The following is a 20,857-nucleotide window of genomic DNA, read 5'->3' on the forward strand; positions in this document are numbered from 1 at the left end:
CTTTCGAACAACTTACTACGCGACGGCGAACATCACGTACAGACCCAGACCTACAGCGATCATCGGGATAGCATCCACCAGACCCATAACGATAAAGAACTGAGTACGCAGCAGAGGAATCAGATCCGGTTGACGCGCTGCGCCTTCCAGGAATTTACCCCCGAGGATGCCGATACCGATCGCAGCACCGATTGCCGCCAGACCCATCATCACAGCGGCAGCCATGTACAGCAGATCCATATTCAGGTTTTCCATGACAGTCTCCAGTTTGTTTCAGTTAAAACGTAGTATGTTGGTAAAAATCAATGCTCTTCAGATGCCATCGACAGATAGACGATCGTCAGAACCATGAAGATGAAGGCTTGCAGCGTAATAATCAGGATGTGGAAAATGGCCCATGGCACATTCAGAATCCACTGTGACCACCACGGCAACAGGCCAGCAATCAGAATGAAAATCAGCTCACCGGCATACATGTTGCCGAACAGTCGCAGACCCAGTGATACAGGTTTTGACAGCAGGCTTACCCCTTCAAGGATTAAGTTGACAGGAATGAACGCCCAGTGATTGAACGGCTGCAGGGTCAGTTCTTTAACGAACCCGCCCACGCCTTTCATTTTGATGCTGTAGAAAAGAATCAGGATAAATACGCCAAGCGCCATCGACAGAGTGATGTTAACGTCAGCTGACGGCACCACGCGCAGAGCAGGCAGACCGAGAACGTGTTCGCCGATCCAAGGGATAAAGTCGATAGGCAGCAGATCCATCAGGTTCATCAGGAATACCCAGACGAACACGGTGAGGGCCAGCGGAGCAATGACCTTGCTCTTGCCGTGATACATATCTTTGACGCTGCCATGGACGAAGCCGATGATCATCTCAATGAAGGTCTGGAATTTACCAGGTACGCCGGTTGTCGCCTTTTTAGCCACGCTGCGGAACATAAACAGGAATAACAGACCGAGCACCACTGAGAAAAACATGGAGTCAATGTTGAGCGTCCAGAAGGTGGCCGGGGGGTTGTGCGGATCCACCAGCGAGAATGTACGCAGGTCCAGCTGAAGGTTGTTCAGATGGTGGCCTATGTAATCCTGCGGCGTCATATTTTCTGAAGCCATGATGCCTTTTACCCTTTGTTGTTAATTACAGCTGGCGCCAGAACTTGTACCACCAGCACCAAAACCCACGTCACTATCAGCGGCAAAAATACCACTTTCAAAACCGCCAGCGCCACCGCCAGAAAGGCGAAGGTCAGCAACACCTTGAAGGCTTCACCAATGGCGAAGGACCAGGCCACTCGGCCTTTAGCTGGTGTATGCGCCTGATGACGCCAGGCAAAAATCATAAATATCATGTTTGGCAAAAGAACCGCCAAACCTCCACTCACCGCGGAGATGCCCCAGAAAGGGTCTTTGAGGCTGAACAGCAGTCCACTTGCTATTACTGCCAGTAACTGAATAAACAGAAGCTTACGAGCAACGTTTCGACTCAAGAGCGACACTGACATCACGTTTTTACTCCTGCTCCCTTCGAGGTATGTCGCGTGTCGTATAAAACGTCCTTTAAGACGAAGAGTCAAGCATCAAAAAGCGGACAAATTATACGGTGACGCCTCGTGATTTCAAACAATAAGTAGCAAAATAGTGAATAAATGTTTAATTATTTTCCGACAGACAACTTTTCATGCATTTCACCGATCTGTGAGCCGTCATGCAAAACTGCAAATACCGCGAAAAATCGGCAATTAAAGCGTGCATCAGATCACATAATAAACATTTTTCGCGAAATCGAATTAATTCTGTACATAAAACTCAATTTTTTATCCGTTTGATATTCAACATAAAAACCAGGTATTCTTTCTAAAACAATCCCATATACAATAAAAACCTTTTATTGACATTCATAATAAAAATTTAACATCAGTATGAAGTGCAAGCAGCGAGATTTTTAGCGTACTGATATTTTCAATGTTGACTATTCTGTTGGTAAAGCAACAGGGCCAAGTTAACGGAAAGAAAACCCCTGGTAACCCCAGGGTTAAAGACAGTCCGATAATACCCTGCCGTGACTTTTATTTTTGTAACATCCACGGACCGTGTTTTTTTCACATTTTTTGATAAAAATTAAATCATTTTTGGCTGAATCACCACAAGGTGACGCTCCCCTTCCAGCTGAGGCACATGCAGTTCGACAACTTCCTTAATGACGACCCCTTCCGGCAGATTTGCCATTTCATCTTCCTGCGCTAAGCCCTTGAGCGCATAAAAGTGACCGTTCTCTGCAGGTAAATGATGGCACCAGCTCACCATGTCATTCAGCGACGCAAATGCGCGGCTAATCACGCCGTCAAACGGCGGCTCTGCCGGGAACTCTTCCACACGGCTTTGTACCGGGGTGACGTTATCCAGTTTGAGCTCATGCTGGACTTGCCGAAGGAAACGTACTCGCTTGCCCAGACTGTCCAGCAGGGTGAAGTGGGATTCAGGACGCACGATAGCCAGCGGGATCCCCGGCAGCCCAGGCCCCGTACCGACATCGATAAAACGCGTTCCTTTAAGGTATGGCGCAACAACAATGCTGTCGAGGATGTGGCGTACCAGCATCTCGTCAGGATCGCGAACCGAGGTCAGGTTATAGGCCTTATTCCACTTATCCAGCATGCCAACGTAGGCGACAAGCTGGTTTTTCTGGTGATCGGTAAGTGAAATACCTGCTTCATCAAGCAGACGAGAAAGTTTGTTGAGCACGATCGTTACCTGTTTAAAAACAATGAGCCCGGAGGCGATACGCTTACCGGGCTGAGAAATTGACCTGACGGATATCTGATGCGCTATTCGCCCATGTATCGTTCAGTGGAATATCAGGCGCTACGGCGCAGCATTCCCTGCTTTTTTAACCACACCAGCAAAATCGAGATTGCCGCAGGCGTAATGCCGGAAATACGCGATGCCTGCCCTATCGAAGACGGCTTATGGTCGTTCAACTTGGCAATGACCTCGTTCGACAGCCCATTCACCTGGCGATAATCAAGCGTAGCAGGCAGCAACGTGTTCTCGTTGCGCTGTTGTTTCTCGATTTCATCCTGCTGGCGCGCGATGTAGCCTTCGTATTTTACCTGAATTTCGACCTGTTCAGCCGCTTGCTTGTCCTCAAGACCCGGCGAGAACGGCGTCATCTGCACCAGCTGTTCGTAGGTCATTTCCGGACGACGGAGCAAATCTTCACCGTTAGCTTCACGGGACAAAGGCGCCGTCAGTCGAGCATTCACTTCCGCAGCGCTTTCCGCCAGCGGATTAACCCAGCTGGTTTTCAGACGCTGACGTTCACGTTCAATGCTCTCAAGCTTCTCGTTGAAACGCGCCCAGCGTTCGTCATCCACCAGACCCAGTTCACGACCTTGTTCGGTCAGGCGCAGATCGGCGTTGTCTTCACGCAGCATCAGGCGGTATTCCGCACGAGAGGTAAACATGCGGTACGGTTCTTTGGTACCGAGAGTACACAGATCGTCCACCAGGACGCCAAGGTAAGCCTGAGAGCGGCCAGGCGCCCACCCCTCTTTCTCGGCGGAGAAACGAGCGGCGTTCAGGCCTGCCAGCAGGCCCTGAGCGGCGGCTTCTTCATAACCGGTGGTGCCGTTAATCTGGCCGGCAAAGAACAGACCATGAATAAATTTGCTTTCCAGCGTCGGTTTCAGGTCGCGCGGGTCAAAGAAATCGTACTCAATAGCGTAGCCAGGGCGAACGATTTTTGCATTTTCCATCCCCTGCATTGAGCGGACGATTTGCATCTGGACATCGAACGGCAGGCTGGTGGAGATGCCATTTGGATAAATTTCGTTGGACGTCAGGCCTTCCGGTTCAAGGAAAATTTGATGCTGGTTACGATCGGCAAAGCGCATGACCTTGTCTTCGATCGAAGGACAGTAGCGGGGACCGATCCCTTCAATCACGCCGGCATACATCGGGCTGCGATCGAGGTTATTACGGATCACGTCATGCGTTTTCTCGTTGGTATGCGTGACGTAGCACGGCACCTGACGCGGATGCTGCGAAGCATCTCCCATAAACGAGAAGACCGGCATCGGATTATCGCCGTGCTGCTGTGCCAGAACGCTGAAATCAATCGTCCTCGCGTCGATACGCGGCGGGGTACCGGTTTTCAGGCGGCTGACGCGCAGCGGCAGTTCACGCAAGCGGCGGGACAGCGGGATCGACGGAGGATCGCCTGCACGACCGCCGCTGTAGTTATCCAGACCGATATGGATCTTACCGTCGAGAAAGGTTCCGACGGTCAGTACCACCGCTTTGGCGCGGAATTTAAGCCCCATCTGGGTGACGGCGCCAACAACACGATCGTTTTCGACAATCAGATCTTCCACCGCCTGCTGGAAGATCATTAAATTAGGCTGGTTTTCCAGCGCGGTACGTACGGCCTGCCGGTACAGCACACGGTCAGCCTGAGCGCGAGTCGCCCGTACGGCAGGGCCTTTGCTGGCGTTTAGTATCCTAAACTGGATGCCGGCGTGGTCAATTGCCTTCGCCATCAGGCCGCCAAGCGCATCCACTTCTTTTACCAGGTGTCCTTTCCCAATGCCGCCAATCGCCGGGTTGCAGCTCATCTGCCCCAGCGTGTCGATATTGTGTGTCAAAAGCAGAGTCTGTTGACCCATTCGCGCTGCGGCCATCGCGGCCTCAGTGCCTGCATGACCCCCGCCAATGATGATGACGTCAAAAGGATCCTGATAAAACATGGTGGTATGCCTCGCATAAAGCGGTTTGAAAATAGAGTGAAGCCCGGGCCGTGGATTCTACTCAACTTTAGCCTTTCGAGAAAGCGCCGGGATCCTGAGTATTAAAAAGAAGATCTTTTATTTAGAGATCTGTTTTATTGTGATCTCTTATTAGGATCGGCTTGTCTTGTGGATAAGTCAGATCCGCGATTTAAGATCAAACGCTTAAGAAGGATCGCTTTCTGTGAATGATCGGTGATCCTGGTCCGTATAAGCTGGGATCAAAATGAAGGGTTATACACAGCACAAAAATCAGTCAAGGGTTATACTTTGGATAACTACCGGTTGATCCAAGCTTTTAAGCATAGTTATCCACAGAAGAAAGTATGATCTTTACAATTCTCAGAGCAAGTTTTTCCAGGATCCCAGCCAAATCTCGGCCGGATCTTCCGGAATTTCATGTTCGAGAACGTTAATTTTTAGCGTTTCACCGATCTGTTTTGCCCCGCAGGCGTTGAGCGCCGTCTCGAGCTTATCAATTGCTCCGCAGAAGGTATCGTATTCACGGCTACCGATGCCGACTGCGCCAAAACGGACCGCAGAGAGGTCGACCTGCTTCTCCTGAAGCGCTTCATAGAAAGGCAGAAGATTATCGGGAATGTCCCCGGCGCCATGCGTCGAAGAGATAACCAGCCAGATCCCTTCCGCCTGCAGATCGTCGATCAGCGGGCCGTGCTGAATAGTCGTGCTGTGCCCAGCCTCTTCCAGCTTTTCCGCCAGATGTTCTGATACATATTCTGCGCTACCCAGCGTACTACCGCTGATAAGAGTTATCTCTGCCATGATCGCCCGCTCCACTATTCAGAGTGGCGTATTGTACGCTGTGAGCGAGCTGGGATCTACCTGTGGAAAAATGTGGGATTAAAAAGCTCGATCACGGGCGGATGGTACGCATAATCGGGTTTTGCAGGACGATCAGCGTTTCAGTGGACTGAATTTCATCAATTGTTTGGATCTTGTTGATAAGTACATGCTGGAGCGCATCAATCGATCGGCACATCACCTTTATAAAGATGCTGTAGTGTCCGGTGGTGTAATAGGCTTCAGTAACCTCATCCAGGCTGTTTAGCCTGGCCAGCGCGGAGGGGTAGTCTTTCGCGCTCTTCAGAATGATGCCGATAAAACATCCCACATCGTAACCCAGCTGCTTGGGGCTGACGTCGATGCGTGCGCCGGTAATAATTCCGGCCTGCTTCATTTTCTCTACCCGCACGTGAATGGTCCCCGGGCTGACGCCAAACTGTTTTGCCAGTTCAGCATAGGCGGTGCGCGCGTTGGCCATTAAGGCCTCAAGAATGCCGCGGTCCAGATTGTCGATCTGATAATTTTCCATAGGTTTTTCTTATGAAGTTTGACGAATATTTCTATTTTAGCCTCAAATTTTAATGAATCAAAATCGATGCAGGCTTTTTGTTGTTGGATTATTGAATTGCAGCGCTGTTTTGTTGCTTAATCAATGGCAACAGGACGCAGGAGTTATAAAAAATGAAAACCGCATACATCGCAAAACAACGCCAGATTAGTTTCGTTAAGTCACATTTTTCCCGCCAGCTTGAAGAGAAGCTCGGCCTGATCGAAGTCCAGGCGCCGATCTTAAGCCGCGTGGGCGATGGGACCCAGGATAACCTCTCTGGTTGCGAAAAAGCGGTTCAGGTTAAAGTGAAAACACTGCCAGACGCCCAGTTCGAAGTGGTTCATTCACTGGCGAAGTGGAAGCGTCAAACCTTGGGACAACACGACTTCAACGCGGGCGAAGGGCTGTACACGCACATGAAGGCCCTTCGCCCCGATGAAGACCGATTAACTCCCATCCATTCCGTTTACGTTGACCAGTGGGACTGGGAGCGCGTAATGGGTGATGGAGAGCGCCACTGCGGCACGCTGAAAGCAACCGTTGAAGCGATCTATGCCGGGATCAAAGCGACCGAAGACGCCGTCAGTAAAGAATTTGGCCTCACGCCTTTCTTGCCGGAGACGATCCAGTTTGTTCACAGCCAGGAGCTTTTAAGCCGCTATCCGGATCTTGATGCCAAGGGCCGCGAGCGGGCGATCGCGAAAGAGCTGGGCGCGGTATTCCTGATCGGTATCGGCGGCAAGCTTTCCGATGGCCAGCGTCACGACGTTCGCGCGCCGGATTACGATGACTGGAGCACGCCTGCCGCTGAAGGCTATGCCGGTCTGAACGGTGATATTCTGGTGTGGAACCCGGTGCTTGAAGATGCATTCGAGCTCTCTTCAATGGGGATCCGCGTGGATGCCGACGCGCTGAAGCGTCAGCTCGCGATGACCGGCGACGAAGATCGCCTGCAGCTGGAATGGCACCAGGCGCTGCTGCGCGGAGAGATGCCGCAGACGATTGGCGGCGGCATTGGCCAGTCTCGCCTGACGATGCTGCTGCTGCAGCTTGAGCATATCGGCCAGGTGCAGTGCGGCGTGTGGCCAACCCAGGTTCGTCAAAGCGTTGCTGCGCTTCTTTAATCAGTGATTAACGCCGCCAGCGTCTCAGCAGGCGGCTACGCAACCCGGTATCAAAGCGCCAGATATGATCGAATACGCGCATAATGCCGGGCTTGCCGTGTACCGACATCGCCACCGCATGAAAACGATGTTGATGTTTATGCTGTAGCTCTCCCACCTTATTGATCACCTCATCCGGCAAGCGCTGGGCGATAAAATCAGAAATCACCACCGCATCCGCATCGACCCACTGCGGATTCTGCATACGCTCAATCACCGCCCGGAAGCAGCTGGCCAGATCGGTGCCGCCGCGAAAGCGCTGGCTCAAGAAACGAATCGCCTGTTCCAGCCCCTGCGGGCCGGTGAGTTCGTAGTGCACCACTTCGCTGGAAAACAGCATAATGAAGCAGCGGCGGTTATCCGCCAGAGCGACCCGCATCAGCGCCAGACAAAACGCCTTGGCGCACTGTTCATTGAAACCGCCCATTGAGCCGGAAGTATCGACGCAGACGATAAACGGCCCGCGCGGCTGTTCATCAACGTCCTGGCGCGTTACCGGCCGTTCGGTGATCTTTTCCTTCCACGCATCGCCGTGTAGTCGATAGGTCAGCAGCTGCTTTTCAACCAGCTTGCGGTAGAACTCAAACTCCAGCTCGGTGATGCCGAGGGTAGCCAGCTCAGGCGGCAGCAGACGTAGAATATCGTCGCTCTGCTGAAGACCGTCGACCTGCTCCGGTACGGTAGCCGGTTCGCGCACCAGGCTGCGGAAGGTCTCCATCGGCGCATCTTTTTTCGGCACCGCTTTCGCTTCACGCGAGCGCCCCAGCTGTTCGGCGAGCTGCATGAGTTCAGGTTGTTGGCTTAAAAAGTCCCCGTAGCGAACGATCAGCTGGTAATCGCCTCGCTTCAGCTCTCCGGCGCTCATGTCCCACAGGTGTCCCGCCGCATTATCATTTTCCACCAGCACGGGCTCGAGCTGGCCGCTGAGGGTCATGCGCTCCTGAACTTCGCTCAGCAGCTGATCGCGCTCTTCATCCAGCAGCTGCTGATTAAGAGAGGTTGCCTGCACCACCAGGCTCAGACGCCAGCGCTGAAGGAATAACGTGTGCAGCGCCGGCGTAAAGGTGCTGTTGTTGTCCACCAGCTGCTGCGCCTGGCTGGCAAAAGGGGAGTGCAGCTTATGCAGCTGGCTCAGAATTTGCGGCAGCTGGACGATAAACTGCGAGGTGGAAAGCCGCTGTGATTGCTGATAGCACTGAACTTCCGCATCCAGCTCGGGCGGGACGTTGGTCTCTTTTAGTCGCGATCTGACCGCTTCCCGCCAGCGAGGAATGTCGGCGGCGATAATATTTTTGAGCCGCGGAAATTTTTCAAAGAATACCGCGAGTTGAGGCGCTGCCAGCAGGGCCAGCAGCATCTCATCGATCATGCCCTCTTCGCCGACTGCCAGCATGACATTCAGTATGTCCAGCGTCATGACTGGCGGGCCTGTTTAATCTGCGTTCCCACGTCCTGCAGGCTGGCTTCAATGCGCCCCAGCCACTCGCCGGGAATAAACAGACATTTCTGCTGTTCGCTGAAGCGGTTATGTTGCTGATGCCATTCGTCGTCCAGCGCCTCCAGCTGTTGCCTGATTTCTGCCGGCATATTTTCCCGTGATTCGCTACCGGGCAGGGAGAGTCGCGACCCCTGCAGGCTCACATCGCGCACGACCAGATGCTGGCTGGTATCGACATCCATATTCAGCTGCTGGGCAAAACCAATGCCGTTGAGCTTGCCGCGGATCTCACCCCCTTTCTCCAGCCAGTGAGCAAGCTCTTCACGAACAAACGTAATATGAATCACTTCCAGGTCGTGCAGTTTTAGCGGCTGCTGGAGAAGCAGCGTTAGCGTGGGGTCCTGCACTTCAGCAGGCAGTTCATAATGAGGTTTACGGCTGAACATCCCGCCGAGACGGGTGACTTTTAGCGCGGTCTTATCGCTTTGCTGCTGTTGAAGCTGAATGCGCCGTTGAATAATCGACCCGAGGCGGGTGAGCATCGCCTGCTGCTGCCAGGCGTGGCTGGTCATTAAGGTCTCAATCTGCACGGACATCAGATTCATCGTCTCAATATTGTGCCACAGGCAATCCTTCAGCAGGATCAGGTCTATTGGCGCAATGGTGTCGCGGCCGCTGAAAAAGGCGCTGGCCTGCAGCAGACGAATGGCTTTTTTCCAGCGACGATCTGAGACGTAAGGCGCGTTTGGCAACGTATCCAGCTGCTGGCGCAGCTGGAAAATCAGTTCAAATACGCTGTCCGGTAGCTTCACGCTGCCGATATCCTGCTGCCATTGCAGAAATTCCTCGTCGCTGACCTGCAAACTCGCCGGGACAGGATTACTGTTCTCGTCCTGCTGGCTTATCAGCATTGAGCGGAAGTTCGTTTTATCCTGTACCTTATCCAGCCATAGGCGAATAAGCATACGATCGTATAAGGCTTCCAGACTGTTGTCTGCCTCCGGGAGCTCGTTCGACGCCGCCACCAGCAGGCGCATGGGGATCTTCTCTTCGGTCGCCCCGTTGCGGAAATGGCGTTCGTTTATCGCCGTCAGCAGCGTATTGAGAATCGCCGGGCCCGCTTTCCAGATCTCATCGAGAAAAACAATTTCAGCTTCCGGAAGATAGCCGGCGGTCAAACGTTCGTAGCGCCCTTCATCTTTCAGCGCCTGAATGGAGAGTGGGCCAAAGACCTCTTCCGGCGTGGAGAAACGAGTCATCAGGTATTCAAATGCGCGAGCCTGCTGGAAGGCGAACTTGAGGCGACGGGCAATCAGGCTTTTGGCGATCCCCGGCGGGCCCAGCAGAAAAACGCTCTCGCCGCTGAGGGCGGCAAGCAGGCAAAGGCGTATTGCGTGGCTGCGTTCGAAGAGTCCTTTTTCCAGCGCGGCGCTGAGCCGGGAAATTCTTTCTGCCAGTAAATGTGATTGAGCCATAATAGAGTTGCGTGCTTTTTAGAATGTCGTTGTTAGGTCGAGTATAGATGTTTGATTAGGGGTGGTAATAGCCTGAAGAATCGATTTATTTTCTTTGAGTCAGGTTAAGATGATGTCAGTTAGGGGTACGATTCAGCAAATAATCGTGCATACTGTGCGCTTTTTGTGGGCCAAGGGACTAGGCACACATTTGTTTTATAAACGAAAAGACTAGTCTATGAGCACTGATAATAAGCAATCGCTGCCGGCAATAACGCTGGCGGCAATCGGCGTGGTATACGGCGATATCGGCACCAGTCCACTGTATACACTTCGTGAATGTCTGTCAGGTCAGTTTGGCTTTGGCGTTGAGCGTGATGCTGTTTTTGGCTTCCTGTCGCTCATTTTTTGGCTATTAATTCTTACCGTTTCACTCAAATACATCACCTTCGTGATGCGGGCAGATAACGCCGGTGAAGGCGGGATCCTGACGTTAATGTCGCTGGCGGGGCGAAACACCTCCGCGCGCGCCACGTCCATCCTGGTGATCCTTGGGCTTATCGGCGGCAGCTTCTTTTATGGCGAGGTGGTCATTACCCCTGCCATCTCGGTGATGTCGGCGATAGAAGGTCTGGAAATTATCGCTCCGGACCTGGATACCTGGGTTGTGCCCATATCCATCATTGTCCTGACGCTGCTATTTGCCATTCAAAAGCACGGTACCAGCATGGTGGGTAAGCTGTTCGCGCCGATTATGCTGATCTGGTTCCTGCTGCTGGCGGTACTGGGCGCGCGCAGTATTTTCGCTAACCCTGAAGTGCTGCAGGCGTTGAACCCTTACTGGGCGGTTCATTTCTTCCTCGAATATAAAACCGTCTCGTTTGTGGCGCTGGGGGCGGTGGTGCTGTCGATTACCGGCGTGGAAGCGCTGTATGCCGACATGGGGCATTTCGGCAAATTGCCGATTCGCCTGGCCTGGTTTTCGGTCGTGCTGCCTTCGCTGGTACTGAACTACTTTGGTCAGGGGGCGCTGCTGCTTAAACATCCGGAAGCGATTAAAAACCCGTTCTTTCTGCTGGCGCCGGAGTGGGCGCTGATCCCAATGCTGATCATTGCCGCCCTGGCGACGGTTATCGCTTCCCAGGCGGTTATCTCCGGCGTCTTCTCTCTGACTCGCCAGGCCGTGCGTCTGGGGTACCTGTCGCCGATGCGTATTATTCACACCTCGGAAATGGAGTCCGGGCAGATTTACATCCCGTTTATCAACTGGCTGCTCTATATCTCGGTGGTCATCGTTATTGTTAATTTTGAGCACTCCTCGAATCTGGCGGCGGCATACGGTATTGCGGTGACGGGAACGATGGTGCTGACCACCATTCTGTTCACGACGGTGGCGCGGCAAAACTGGCACTGGAATAAGTTTATTGTGGCGCTGCTGCTGGTTGCCTTTATGTGCATTGATATCCCGCTCTTCTCCGCGAACCTCGATAAAATCGTCTCCGGCGGCTGGCTGCCTCTGACCCTCGGTCTGGTGATGTTTACCATCATGACCACCTGGAAAAGCGAGCGTTTCCGCCTTCTGCGTCGGATGCATGAGCACGGTAATTCTCTGGAGGCGATGATCTCTTCTCTTGAAAAATCGCCGCCGGTTCGCGTGCCGGGTACCGCTGTTTATATGTCCCGTGCGCTGAACGTGATTCCTTTCGCGCTGTTGCACAACCTGAAGCATAACAAGGTGCTGCACGAGCGGGTTATTTTGCTCACGCTGCGTACCGAAGACGCGCCGTACGTACATAACGTTCGTCGCGTGCAGATTGAACAGATATCGCCGTCGTTCTGGCGCGTCGTTGCCAGCTACGGCTGGCGCGAAACGCCGAACGTCGAAGAGGTTTTCCACCGCTGCGGGCTGGAAGGCCTGAGCTGCCGGATGATGGAGACCTCCTTCTTTATGTCGCATGAGTCGTTGATCATCGGCAAGCGGCCGTGGTATCTGCGCCTGCGCGGCAAGCTGTATCTGCTGCTGCAGCGCAACGCCCTGCGGGCGCCGGACCAGTTCGAAATCCCGCCTAACCGGGTTATTGAGCTCGGCACCCAGGTTGAGATCTGATTCGCTAAGGCCCTTCTTGATGAAGGGCTTTTTTGTTTTATCTGCTCGCTTCAGACTTATCTCGCTGCTGCGTTGCGAAACGTTTCGATGATGATCACAATTCTCACATCTGGTGATGGTTTTCTGTTCTCTTATTGCTAATACTTATACCAGCGAAACGTTTCGCTAATGGAGCAAAAGAGAAAATGAAAAAAGGTACCGTCCTCAATGCTGATATCTCGTCGGTCATCTCCCGTCTGGGGCATACCGATACGCTGGTTGTTTGCGACGCTGGTTTACCGGTTCCCCGCAGCAGCACGCGTATTGATATGGCGTTAACCCACGGGGTTCCCTCCTTTATGCAGGTTCTGGAGGTGGTGACGAGCGAAATGCAGGTTGAAGCGGCTATCCTGGCGGAAGAGATTAAAACCCTTAATCCGCAGCTCCATGCGACGTTGCTCACTCACCTTGAGCAGCTGCAGCAGCACCAGGGAAACACCATTGAAATTCGTTACACCAGTCATGAGCAGTTTAAAAAAGAAACCGCAGACAGTCAGGCGGTGATTCGCAGCGGGGAGTGTTCCCCGTATGCGAACGTTATTCTCTGTGCCGGCGTGACGTTCTGAGGTCGCCGATATGGAAGCCTTATTGCAACTAAAAGGGATCGATAAAGCGTTCCCTGGCGTCAAGGCGCTCTCCGGCGCCTCGCTAAATGTCTATCCAGGCCGCGTGATGGCGCTGGTCGGGGAGAACGGTGCCGGCAAGTCCACCATGATGAAGGTGCTGACCGGTATCTACTCCCGCGATGCCGGTTCGCTGCTGTGGTTGGGGAAAGATACCACCTTCAACGGACCTAAATCTTCTCAGGAAGCCGGAATCGGCATCATTCACCAGGAACTCAACCTGATCCCCCAGCTGACGATCGCCGAGAATATTTTCCTCGGTCGTGAGTTTGTGAATCGCTTTGGCAAAATTGACTGGAAAACGATGTATGCCGAAGCTGACAAGCTATTGGCAAAGCTGAACTTACGCTTCAACAGCCAAAAGCTGGTGGGCGATTTGTCGATCGGCGATCAGCAGATGGTCGAGATCGCTAAGGTGCTGAGCTTTGAGTCGAAGGTCATCATTATGGATGAACCCACCGACGCGCTAACCGACACCGAGACCGAATCCCTGTTCCGCGTGATCCGCGAACTGAAATCGCAGGGGCGCGGTATTGTCTATATCTCTCACCGTATGAAAGAGATCTTCGAGATTTGCGATGACGTCACGGTCTTCCGCGATGGGCAGTTTATCGCCGAGCGCGAAGTGGCCAGCCTGGATGAAGATCTGCTGATTGAGATGATGGTTGGCCGCAAGCTGGAGGATCAGTATCCGCATCTGGACAAAGCCCCGGGCGCGGTTCGCCTTAAGGTCGACAACCTGTGCGGCTCAGGGGTGGAGAACATCTCCTTTATTCTGCGCCAGGGCGAAATCCTCGGCGTTGCCGGGCTGATGGGCGCCGGACGAACCGAACTGATGAAGGTGCTCTACGGTGCGCTGCCGCGCAGCAGCGGGTCGGTTACCCTGGATGGGCATGAGGTCATTACGCGTTCTCCGCAAGATGGCCTGGCCAACGGCATTGTTTATATCTCCGAAGACCGCAAGCGCGATGGTTTAGTGCTCGGTATGTCGGTTAAAGAGAATATGTCGCTCACCGCGCTGCGTTACTTCAGTCGCGGCGGCGGTAGCCTGAAGCATAAAGATGAACAGCAGGCGGTAGGCGATTTTATCCGCCTGTTTAATGTGAAAACGCCGTCGATGGAGCAGGCTATTGGGCTGCTATCGGGCGGTAACCAGCAGAAGGTGGCGATTGCCCGCGGCTTGATGACCCGTCCGAAGGTGCTGATCCTTGATGAACCGACCCGCGGCGTCGACGTCGGGGCGAAGAAAGAGATCTACCAGCTGATTAACCAGTTTAAAGCCGAAGGCCTGAGCATCATTCTGGTCTCTTCGGAGATGCCGGAAGTGCTGGGCATGAGCGATCGCATCATGGTGATGCATGAAGGGCACCTCGGCGGTGAATTCACACGCGAGCAGGCCACCCAGGAAGTATTGATGGCTGCCGCTGTGGGCAAGCTTAACCGTGTGAATCAGGAGTAAAAAAGATGAATAACCCGGCTGTTTCTGGTCGTCGCTACTTCACAAAAGCGTGGCTGATGGAGCAAAAATCGCTGATTGCCCTGCTGGTGCTGATTGCGATTGTCTCGACCATGAGCCCCAACTTTTTTACCGTAAATAACCTGTTCAATATTCTGCAGCAGACTTCAGTTAACGCCATTATGGCGGTTGGGATGACGCTGGTTATCCTGACTTCGGGCATCGACCTGTCCGTCGGCTCCCTGCTGGCGCTGACCGGCGCGGTGGCGGCTTCCATTGTCGGGATTGAGGTCAACGCGCTGGTGGCGGTGGCCGCTGCGCTGGCGTTAGGTGCGGCAATTGGCGCCGTGACCGGCGTGATCGTGGCGAAAGGGCGCGTACAGGCATTTATCGCCACGCTGGTCATGATGCTGCTGCTGCGCGGCGTGACGATGGTGTATACCAACGGCAGCCCGGTAAACACCGGCTTTACCGACAACGCCGATCTGTTTGGCTGGTTCGGGATTGGCCGTCCGCTGGGGATCCCAACGCCGGTGTGGATTATGGCGATCGTCTTCCTGGCCGCCTGGTACATGCTGCACCATACCCGCCTGGGTCGTTATATCTACGCGCTCGGCGGCAACGAAGCGGCAACGCGTCTTTCCGGCATCAGCGTGAATAAAGTTAAAATCATCGTCTATTCTTTGTGCGGCATGCTGGCCTCGCTGGCCGGCATTATTGAGGTCGCGCGTCTCTCTTCCGCGCAGCCGACGGCGGGCACTGGATATGAACTGGATGCGATTGCGGCGGTGGTGCTCGGCGGTACCAGCCTTGCGGGCGGTAAAGGCCGTATTGTCGGGACGCTGATTGGCGCGTTGATCCTTGGCTTTCTGAACAACGGACTGAATTTATTAGGCGTTTCATCCTATTACCAGATGATCGTGAAAGCGGTGGTTATTTTGCTGGCGGTACTGGTAGATAACAAGAAGCAGTAACTGATAACTCTACAGGACATCTTAACTATGAATATGAAAAAACTGGCGACCCTGGTCTCTGCTGTAGCGTTAAGTGCGACCGTAAGCGCAAACGCGATGGCAAAAGACACTATCGCTCTGGTTATCTCAACCCTTAACAACCCGTTCTTTGTCTCGCTGAAGGATGGCGCGCAAAAAGAAGCGGACAAACTGGGCTATAACCTGGTGGTTCTGGACTCTCAGAATAACCCGGCCAAAGAGCTGGCTAACGTGCAGGATTTAACCGTTCGTGGTACTAAACTGCTGCTGATCAACCCAACGGATTCCGATGCGGTGGGTAACGCCGTGAAGCTGGCTAACCAGGCGAAAATTCCGGTTATCACCCTCGACCGTCAGGCGTCAAAAGGCGACGTGGTGAGCCATATCGCGTCTGATAACGTGCTGGGCGGTAAGATGGCCGGTGACTATATCGCGAAGAAAGTCGGTGAAAGCGCGAAGATCATTGAACTACAGGGCATTGCCGGGACGTCCGCGGCGCGCGAGCGTGGCGAAGGTTTCCAGCAGGCCGTTGCTGCGCATAAGTTTAACGTTCTGGCCAGCCAGCCGGCAGATTTTGACCGTACCAAGGGCCTGAACGTCATGCAGAACCTGCTGACGGCGCATCCTGATGTACAGGCCGTATTCGCCCAAAACGATGAAATGGCGCTGGGCGCGCTGCGTGCCCTGCAAACGGCAGGCAAATCTGATGTGATGGTTGTTGGATTTGACGGCACTCCGGATGGCGAAAAAGCGGTAAATAGTGGCAAACTGGCAGCGACCATCGCCCAGTTACCGGAGCAGATCGGCGTGAAAGGCGTTGAGACAGCCGATAAAGTGCTGAAGGGCGAAAAAGTGGAAACCAGCTATCCGGTTGAGTTGAAACTGGTCATTAAGCAATAATGTGCGATTCGGATCGGCGACGGTCCGAGGGACAACATAATAAAGAAAAGCAGGGCATGCGCCACCGGATTCCGGTGGCGCGCTTTCCGGGAATATTGATTATGAAAACCGCAGGCAAACTTGTCGTCCTTGGCAGTATCAACGCCGATCACATCCTGAATCTTGACGCCTTCCCAACGCCGGGTGAAACCGTTACCGGTCATCACTATCAGGTCGCTTTTGGCGGTAAGGGCGCAAACCAGGCGGTTGCTGCCGGACGCAGCGGAGCTAATATCGCCTTTATCGCCTGTACCGGCGATGACGATATTGGCGAACGCGTTCGTCGTCAGCTGGAAAGCGATAATATCGACGTCGCGCCGGTCAGGGCCGTTGCCGGAGAATCAACCGGCGTGGCGCTGATTTTTGTTAACGCTGAAGGTGAGAATACTATCGGTATTCATGCTGGCGCTAACGCCGCGCTCAGCGTGGCTCAGGTTGATGCGGAAAAAGAGCGTATTGCCGGCGCGCAGGCGCTGCTGATGCAGCTGGAATCGCCGCTGGAAAGCGTACTGGCCGCGGCGAAAATCGCTCACCAGAATCAAACCTCAGTTATCCTCAATCCGGCGCCGGCACGTGAACTGCCCGATGAACTGCTCACACTGGTGGATATCATTACCCCTAACGAGACCGAAGCGGAAAAGCTCACCGGCGTTCGCGTAGAAAGCGACGATGATGCGGCAAAAGCCGCCAAAGTGCTCCATGATAAAGGTATTGGTACGGTGATCATTACGCTTGGCAGCCGTGGCGTATGGGCCAGCAGCGAAGGTGAAGGTCGTCGGGTTCCCGGTTTTAAAGTGCAGGTGGTTGATACCATCGCCGCTGGCGATACCTTTAATGGTGCGCTGGTCACCGCGCTGCTTGAAGGTAGCGAACTGGCGCAGGCGATTCGTTTTGCCCATGCCGCCGCCGCTATCGCCGTCACCCGCAAAGGGGCTCAGCCCTCCGTGCCCTGGCGAAAAGAAATAGACGAATTTTTACGTCAACAGGGGTAACGATTGGCTACCATGAAGGATGTAGCCCGCATTGCGGGCGTTTCCACTTCGACGGTTTCTCATGTCATCAACAAAGATCGTTTCGTTAGCGAAGCTATTACCGCTAAAGTCGACGCCGCGATTAAGAGCCTGAACTACGCGCCGTCTGCGCTGGCGCGCAGCCTCAAATTAAATCAAACCCGCACCATAGGCATGCTCATTACCGCCAGTACCAATCCGTTTTACTCGGAGCTGGTGCGCGGCGTGGAGCGCAGCTGCTTTGAACGGGGTTATAGCCTTGTGCTGTGTAATACCGAAGGCGATGAACAGCGGATGAACCGTAATCTGGAGACGCTGATGCAAAAGCGCGTCGATGGTTTACTGCTGCTGTGCACTGAAACGCATCAACCTTCGCCGGAGATTATGCAGCGCTACCCTTCTGTACCGACGGTGATGATGGACTGGGCGCCGTTCGACGGCGATAGCGATCTGATTCAGGATAACTCTCTACTGGGCGGCGATATGGCGACGCAGTATCTGATCGACCAGGGCTATACGCGGATTGCCTGTATTGCGGGTCCGCTGGATAAAACTCCTGCCCGACTGCGCCTGGAGGGATATCAGGAAGCGATGGCCCGAGCCGGACTCACGGTACCTGAAGGATATGTGATTAGCAGCGATTTTGAGTTTGGCGGCGGTTTCAGCGCCATGCAGAAGCTGCTCATGCTGCCAGCGCTGCCGCAGGCGGTGTTTATCGGTAACGATGCGATGGCGGTAGGCGCCTATCAGGCCCTTTATCAGAGCGGTCTGCGTATCCCACAGGATATGGCGCTGGTAGGCTATGACGACATTGAACTGGCGCGCTATATGACGCCGCCGTTAACCACAATTCATCAACCGAAAGATGAACTGGGCGAGCTGGCCATCGATGTGCTGATTCACCGTATGGCCGACCCGGGACAAAAACAGCAGCGCGTACAGTTAACCCCCGAGCTGGTGGTTCGCGGCTCAGCCTAACGCTTGTGCCGCTCCTTAATCAGGTTGCGGCCATCTTTTGCTCTTAATAAGGTAAATACCAGCGCCGATACCACGGTGATAACCCCCATGGTAATAAAGGTGTAGTGAAACTGCTCGATGGTATTTGCGCTATCGAATCCTTCATAAAACCGCAGCACCGCCGCGCTAACGGCGACCCCGAGACTGATCGATAGCTGCTGCGTCACGGCCAACATGCTGTTGCCGCTGCTGGCGTTTTCATCGGTTAAATCGGCGAGCGTGATGGTGTTCATGGAGGTGAACTGGGTGGACATTGCCATTCCCAGAATGAAGAGCGGCAGCAGCAGCATCCAGATCGACATATCCGGCGATTGCAGCGAAAACTGAGCGATCATCAGGCCAATAAATATCGTGACCCCAACCAGCGTTTTACGGTAACCAAACCAGCGAAGAATCTGGGTGACGGTTGATTTCGCAATAATCGAACCGATAGCCGTAGGCGCTATCATGCAGCCAGCAATAATCGCCGGATAACCGAAGCCAACCTGTAACATCAGCGGCATCAGGAACGGAACGCAACCGGTACCCAGGCGCGTGGCCAGGTTGCCCGCAATCCCGACAGAGAAAGTATGCGTCTTAAATAAAGAAAGCGAAATGAGCGGCGTGGGATGGCGGCGAGCGTGACGAATATAGGCCCACAGTAAAACGATGCTCAGGGCGATTACCGCCAGAGCCATCCATGTGGCGACAATTTTCTCGCCAAACAGCTCGATTCCGCTGGAAAACAGAACCAGGCTCAGGCCAAACAGGATAAAACCGAGCGTGTCGAAGCGGCGCCGTGGCGTGGTGAAATCCGGCATATACTTGCGGGCATACACGATCCCGATAATACCGATGGGAATATTAATCAGGAAAATCCAGTGCCAGCTGGCCCAGGTCACCAGTACGCCGCCGAGCACGGGACCGAGGATAGGGCCGACCAGTCCAGGCATCGTGACGAAGTTGAGCACCGGCAGCAGTTCGCTGCGCGGATAGGCGCGCAGTAGCGCCAGCCTGGCTACCGGCATCATCATGGCCCCGCCGATGCCCTGAATGACGCGGAAGATAACCAGTTCCATCAGGGAGTTGGAAAGCGCGCAGGCCAGGGAACCGAGGGTAAACAGGCTGACGGCGATGATAAACACTTTTCGCGTGCCGAAGCGGTCGGCCAGCCAACCGCTGACCGGGATAAGCATGGCCACCGTCAGCGTATAGCTGATAATGGCCGACTGCATCGCTAGCGGTGAACGGTTGAGACTATGAGCGATAGCGGGAAGGGCTGTATTCAGAATGGTGGCGTCGAGCGCCTGCATAAAAAAAGCCATCGCTGCGATCCATGGCAGCCCGGCCATACTGCGGGCTTTCTTTTTGGTCATTCGATACCTTTGCTATTTGTCGGAATGGTTGGGAGCGCTCAACAACGCCTGGCAGGTGCTCAGCGCCCGCAAGCCGTCGCTATCCAGAATGGCATCAACGATTGCCTGGTGCAGATCCAGTTTCACCACTTCATTCTGCGTAATCGACGTGAAGTAGGTGTGATAGACAGAATGAAATAAAGAAGCGAAAGAGATCAGGAAAGGGTTGCCGCTCATTTCATATATATGTTCATGCCAGGCCATATCGACTTCAATCCAGCGTTCGCGCTGAAAGTTCCTCTTCAGCTCAACCATCTCCTCCATCAAAGCGTTGAGCTGGGCTTTTTGCTCCGGCGTCCCTGAGGTTGACGCCAGAAAACAGGCTTGAGGTTCCAGACTGCCGCGCATCACGAGGAAATGGCTGACAACATCGGAGAAGTTATCTTCTGTTAACCACCAGGCCAGGAGTTCTTTATCGAGAAAGTTCCAGCTGCTGCGTGGCATCACCCGCGTTCCGATGCGCGGTCGTGGTAAAAGCATGCCTTTTGCCGCTAGCGTCTTCACCGCTTCACGCACGGCGGTGCGGCTCACGCCAAACTGCTCGCCCAGTTCCATCTCGCCTGGAAGGATACTTTCTGGCTGATATTCACCGATCAAAATTTTTTGAGCCAGCTTCTCCGCTAATACCCAGGAGATATTCTTTTGTGCCGCCAACTGCTGTGCGCTTAAAGACATACGTGCCGTTCCTTTCTCTTTTTTACCTTACCAGTATGCCATCTGGCGGCTTACTTCGTTGGTTAAAACGGCAAAACGTCGGTTTTTTGCTACATTACGCGCCGTAATGATGAAAAAAGAGGCGGTTAAAAAGTTTTTTGCATTTAGCCCTTGTCACTTCGGAATAACTCCCTATAATGCGCCTCCACTGACACGGAACAACGGCTTACAGCCCGCCGGGTCAGCGGGATTCAGCGATGAATACCGGCAGAGAAAAGCGAAATTAAACGCTTGACTCTGAATGAGGAAAGCGTAATATACGCCACCTCGCAACGGTGAGCGAAAGCCGCGTTGCACTGCTCTTTAACAATTTATCAGACAATCTGTGTGGGCACTCAAAGTGACATGGATTCTTAACGTCGCAAGAC

Annotated in this window: 19 protein-coding genes; 8 read left to right on the forward strand and 11 right to left on the reverse strand. The window is 53.7% G+C overall.

The annotated features are described in order from the left end of the window. Window positions 1-15 precede the first annotated feature (15 nt). The 7 genes from atpE to asnC form a co-directional block, all read right to left on the reverse strand. Window positions 16-255, reverse strand: a complete 240-nt coding sequence (gene atpE / locus FQK12_RS09630; RefSeq protein ID WP_000429386.1) for a F0F1 ATP synthase subunit C — start codon at window positions 253-255, stop codon at window positions 16-18. 47 nt (window positions 256-302) lie between these two features. Beyond that, the gene (gene atpB, locus FQK12_RS09635) at window positions 303-1,118 is read right to left on the reverse strand and encodes a F0F1 ATP synthase subunit A (RefSeq protein ID WP_004127037.1); all 816 of its coding nucleotides are present in this window, start codon (window positions 1,116-1,118) and stop codon (window positions 303-305) included. 8 nt (window positions 1,119-1,126) lie between these two features. Beyond that, window positions 1,127-1,507 carry a F0F1 ATP synthase subunit I gene (gene atpI, locus FQK12_RS09640; RefSeq protein WP_004127040.1) on the reverse strand — a complete coding sequence of 127 codons (381 nt, stop codon included), beginning with the start codon at window positions 1,505-1,507 and terminating at the stop codon, window positions 1,127-1,129. A gap of 616 nt (window positions 1,508-2,123) precedes the next feature. Further along, window positions 2,124-2,747 (reverse strand): 16S rRNA (guanine(527)-N(7))-methyltransferase RsmG, encoded by a 624-nt coding sequence (gene rsmG / locus FQK12_RS09645; protein WP_004855770.1) that lies wholly within the window; start codon window positions 2,745-2,747, stop codon window positions 2,124-2,126. Window positions 2,748-2,860: 113 nt separating this feature from the next. After that, window positions 2,861-4,750, reverse strand: a complete 1,890-nt coding sequence (mnmG, locus tag FQK12_RS09650; RefSeq protein ID WP_004855773.1) for a tRNA uridine-5-carboxymethylaminomethyl(34) synthesis enzyme MnmG — start codon at window positions 4,748-4,750, stop codon at window positions 2,861-2,863. A gap of 381 nt (window positions 4,751-5,131) precedes the next feature. Continuing rightward, on the reverse strand, window positions 5,132-5,572 hold the full coding sequence (gene mioC / locus FQK12_RS09655) for an FMN-binding protein MioC (protein WP_009653317.1): 441 nt from the start codon (window positions 5,570-5,572) through the stop codon (window positions 5,132-5,134). A gap of 91 nt (window positions 5,573-5,663) precedes the next feature. Continuing rightward, a complete protein-coding gene (gene asnC, locus FQK12_RS09660; RefSeq protein WP_004107306.1) occupies window positions 5,664-6,122 on the reverse strand; it encodes a transcriptional regulator AsnC in 459 nt (152 codons plus the stop codon). Window positions 6,123-6,274: 152 nt separating this feature from the next. Between asnC and asnA the strand changes: the two genes are divergently transcribed. Continuing rightward, window positions 6,275-7,267, forward strand: a complete 993-nt coding sequence (gene asnA / locus FQK12_RS09665; RefSeq protein WP_014227352.1) for an aspartate--ammonia ligase — start codon at window positions 6,275-6,277, stop codon at window positions 7,265-7,267. 7 nt (window positions 7,268-7,274) lie between these two features. Here asnA and viaA read toward each other — a convergent pair whose 3' ends face one another. Together viaA and ravA are read right to left on the reverse strand one after the other, a co-directional pair. Beyond that, window positions 7,275-8,723, reverse strand: coding sequence for an ATPase RavA stimulator ViaA (viaA, locus tag FQK12_RS09670; RefSeq protein WP_014227353.1), 1,449 nt, complete (start codon window positions 8,721-8,723; stop codon window positions 7,275-7,277). Next, window positions 8,720-10,219, reverse strand: a complete 1,500-nt coding sequence (gene ravA, locus FQK12_RS09675) for an ATPase RavA (RefSeq protein ID WP_014227354.1) — start codon at window positions 10,217-10,219, stop codon at window positions 8,720-8,722. Before ravA ends, viaA begins: the two co-directional genes overlap by 4 nt. A gap of 217 nt (window positions 10,220-10,436) precedes the next feature. On the opposite strand from ravA, the gene kup reads away from it, so the two are divergent. From kup to rbsR, 7 genes are all read left to right on the forward strand, one after another. Continuing rightward, window positions 10,437-12,305, forward strand: a complete 1,869-nt coding sequence (gene kup / locus FQK12_RS09680; RefSeq protein ID WP_014227355.1) for a low affinity potassium transporter Kup — start codon at window positions 10,437-10,439, stop codon at window positions 12,303-12,305. 185 nt (window positions 12,306-12,490) lie between these two features. Further along, entirely contained in the window at window positions 12,491-12,910 is a 420-nt protein-coding gene (rbsD, locus tag FQK12_RS09685; RefSeq protein ID WP_014227356.1) for a D-ribose pyranase, read from the forward strand. Window positions 12,911-12,920: 10 nt separating this feature from the next. After that, window positions 12,921-14,426: a ribose ABC transporter ATP-binding protein RbsA gene (rbsA, locus tag FQK12_RS09690; protein ID WP_014227357.1), complete on the forward strand. Its 1,506-nt coding sequence runs from the start codon at window positions 12,921-12,923 to the stop codon at window positions 14,424-14,426. 5 nt (window positions 14,427-14,431) lie between these two features. Further along, the gene (gene rbsC, locus FQK12_RS09695) at window positions 14,432-15,397 is read left to right on the forward strand and encodes a ribose ABC transporter permease (RefSeq protein ID WP_004855792.1); all 966 of its coding nucleotides are present in this window, start codon (window positions 14,432-14,434) and stop codon (window positions 15,395-15,397) included. A 27-nt stretch (window positions 15,398-15,424) separates the two neighbouring features. Further along, the gene (gene rbsB / locus FQK12_RS09700) at window positions 15,425-16,315 is read left to right on the forward strand and encodes a ribose ABC transporter substrate-binding protein RbsB (protein WP_004855794.1); all 891 of its coding nucleotides are present in this window, start codon (window positions 15,425-15,427) and stop codon (window positions 16,313-16,315) included. A gap of 98 nt (window positions 16,316-16,413) precedes the next feature. Continuing rightward, complete coding sequence (gene rbsK / locus FQK12_RS09705; RefSeq protein ID WP_162097184.1) at window positions 16,414-17,346, forward strand: ribokinase; 933 nt, start codon at window positions 16,414-16,416, stop codon at window positions 17,344-17,346. A 3-nt stretch (window positions 17,347-17,349) separates the two neighbouring features. Next, entirely contained in the window at window positions 17,350-18,342 is a 993-nt protein-coding gene (rbsR, locus tag FQK12_RS09710; protein WP_014227359.1) for a ribose operon transcriptional repressor RbsR, read from the forward strand. Here the strand turns inward: rbsR and mdtD are convergent. Beyond that, a complete protein-coding gene (gene mdtD, locus FQK12_RS09715) occupies window positions 18,339-19,736 on the reverse strand; it encodes a multidrug transporter subunit MdtD (RefSeq protein WP_014227360.1) in 1,398 nt (465 codons plus the stop codon). The genes rbsR and mdtD overlap by 4 nt on opposite strands. Window positions 19,737-19,748: 12 nt before the next feature. Next, the gene (locus FQK12_RS09720) at window positions 19,749-20,450 is read right to left on the reverse strand and encodes a FadR/GntR family transcriptional regulator (protein WP_014227361.1); all 702 of its coding nucleotides are present in this window, start codon (window positions 20,448-20,450) and stop codon (window positions 19,749-19,751) included. Window positions 20,451-20,857 lie beyond the last annotated feature (407 nt).

The sequence above is a fragment of the Klebsiella sp. ME-303 genome, assembly GCF_007910085.1.
Lineage (GTDB): Bacteria > Pseudomonadota > Gammaproteobacteria > Enterobacterales > Enterobacteriaceae > Klebsiella > Klebsiella michiganensis.

Excerpts from the sequence above, each read along its gene's own strand:
- rbsD (WP_014227356.1), top strand. The coding sequence starts at position 12,491 with ATGAAAAAAGGTACCGTCCTCAATGCTGATATCTCGTCGGTCATCTCC.
- asnC (WP_004107306.1), bottom strand. The coding sequence starts at position 6,122 with ATGGAAAATTATCAGATCGACAATCTGGACCGCGGCATTCTTGAGGCC.
- FQK12_RS09720 (WP_014227361.1), bottom strand. The coding sequence starts at position 20,450 with ATGTCTTTAAGCGCACAGCAGTTGGCGGCACAAAAGAATATCTCCTGG.
- ravA (WP_014227354.1), bottom strand. The coding sequence starts at position 10,219 with ATGGCTCAATCACATTTACTGGCAGAAAGAATTTCCCGGCTCAGCGCC.
- rbsB (WP_004855794.1), top strand. The coding sequence starts at position 15,425 with ATGAATATGAAAAAACTGGCGACCCTGGTCTCTGCTGTAGCGTTAAGT.
- atpI (WP_004127040.1), bottom strand. The coding sequence starts at position 1,507 with ATGTCAGTGTCGCTCTTGAGTCGAAACGTTGCTCGTAAGCTTCTGTTT.
- rbsA (WP_014227357.1), top strand. The coding sequence starts at position 12,921 with ATGGAAGCCTTATTGCAACTAAAAGGGATCGATAAAGCGTTCCCTGGC.
- atpB (WP_004127037.1), bottom strand. The coding sequence starts at position 1,118 with ATGGCTTCAGAAAATATGACGCCGCAGGATTACATAGGCCACCATCTG.
- asnA (WP_014227352.1), top strand. The coding sequence starts at position 6,275 with ATGAAAACCGCATACATCGCAAAACAACGCCAGATTAGTTTCGTTAAG.
- kup (WP_014227355.1), top strand. The coding sequence starts at position 10,437 with ATGAGCACTGATAATAAGCAATCGCTGCCGGCAATAACGCTGGCGGCA.
- rbsC (WP_004855792.1), top strand. The coding sequence starts at position 14,432 with ATGAATAACCCGGCTGTTTCTGGTCGTCGCTACTTCACAAAAGCGTGG.
- atpE (WP_000429386.1), bottom strand. The coding sequence starts at position 255 with ATGGAAAACCTGAATATGGATCTGCTGTACATGGCTGCCGCTGTGATG.
- viaA (WP_014227353.1), bottom strand. The coding sequence starts at position 8,723 with ATGACGCTGGACATACTGAATGTCATGCTGGCAGTCGGCGAAGAGGGC.
- mdtD (WP_014227360.1), bottom strand. The coding sequence starts at position 19,736 with ATGACCAAAAAGAAAGCCCGCAGTATGGCCGGGCTGCCATGGATCGCA.
- mioC (WP_009653317.1), bottom strand. The coding sequence starts at position 5,572 with ATGGCAGAGATAACTCTTATCAGCGGTAGTACGCTGGGTAGCGCAGAA.
- mnmG (WP_004855773.1), bottom strand. The coding sequence starts at position 4,750 with ATGTTTTATCAGGATCCTTTTGACGTCATCATCATTGGCGGGGGTCAT.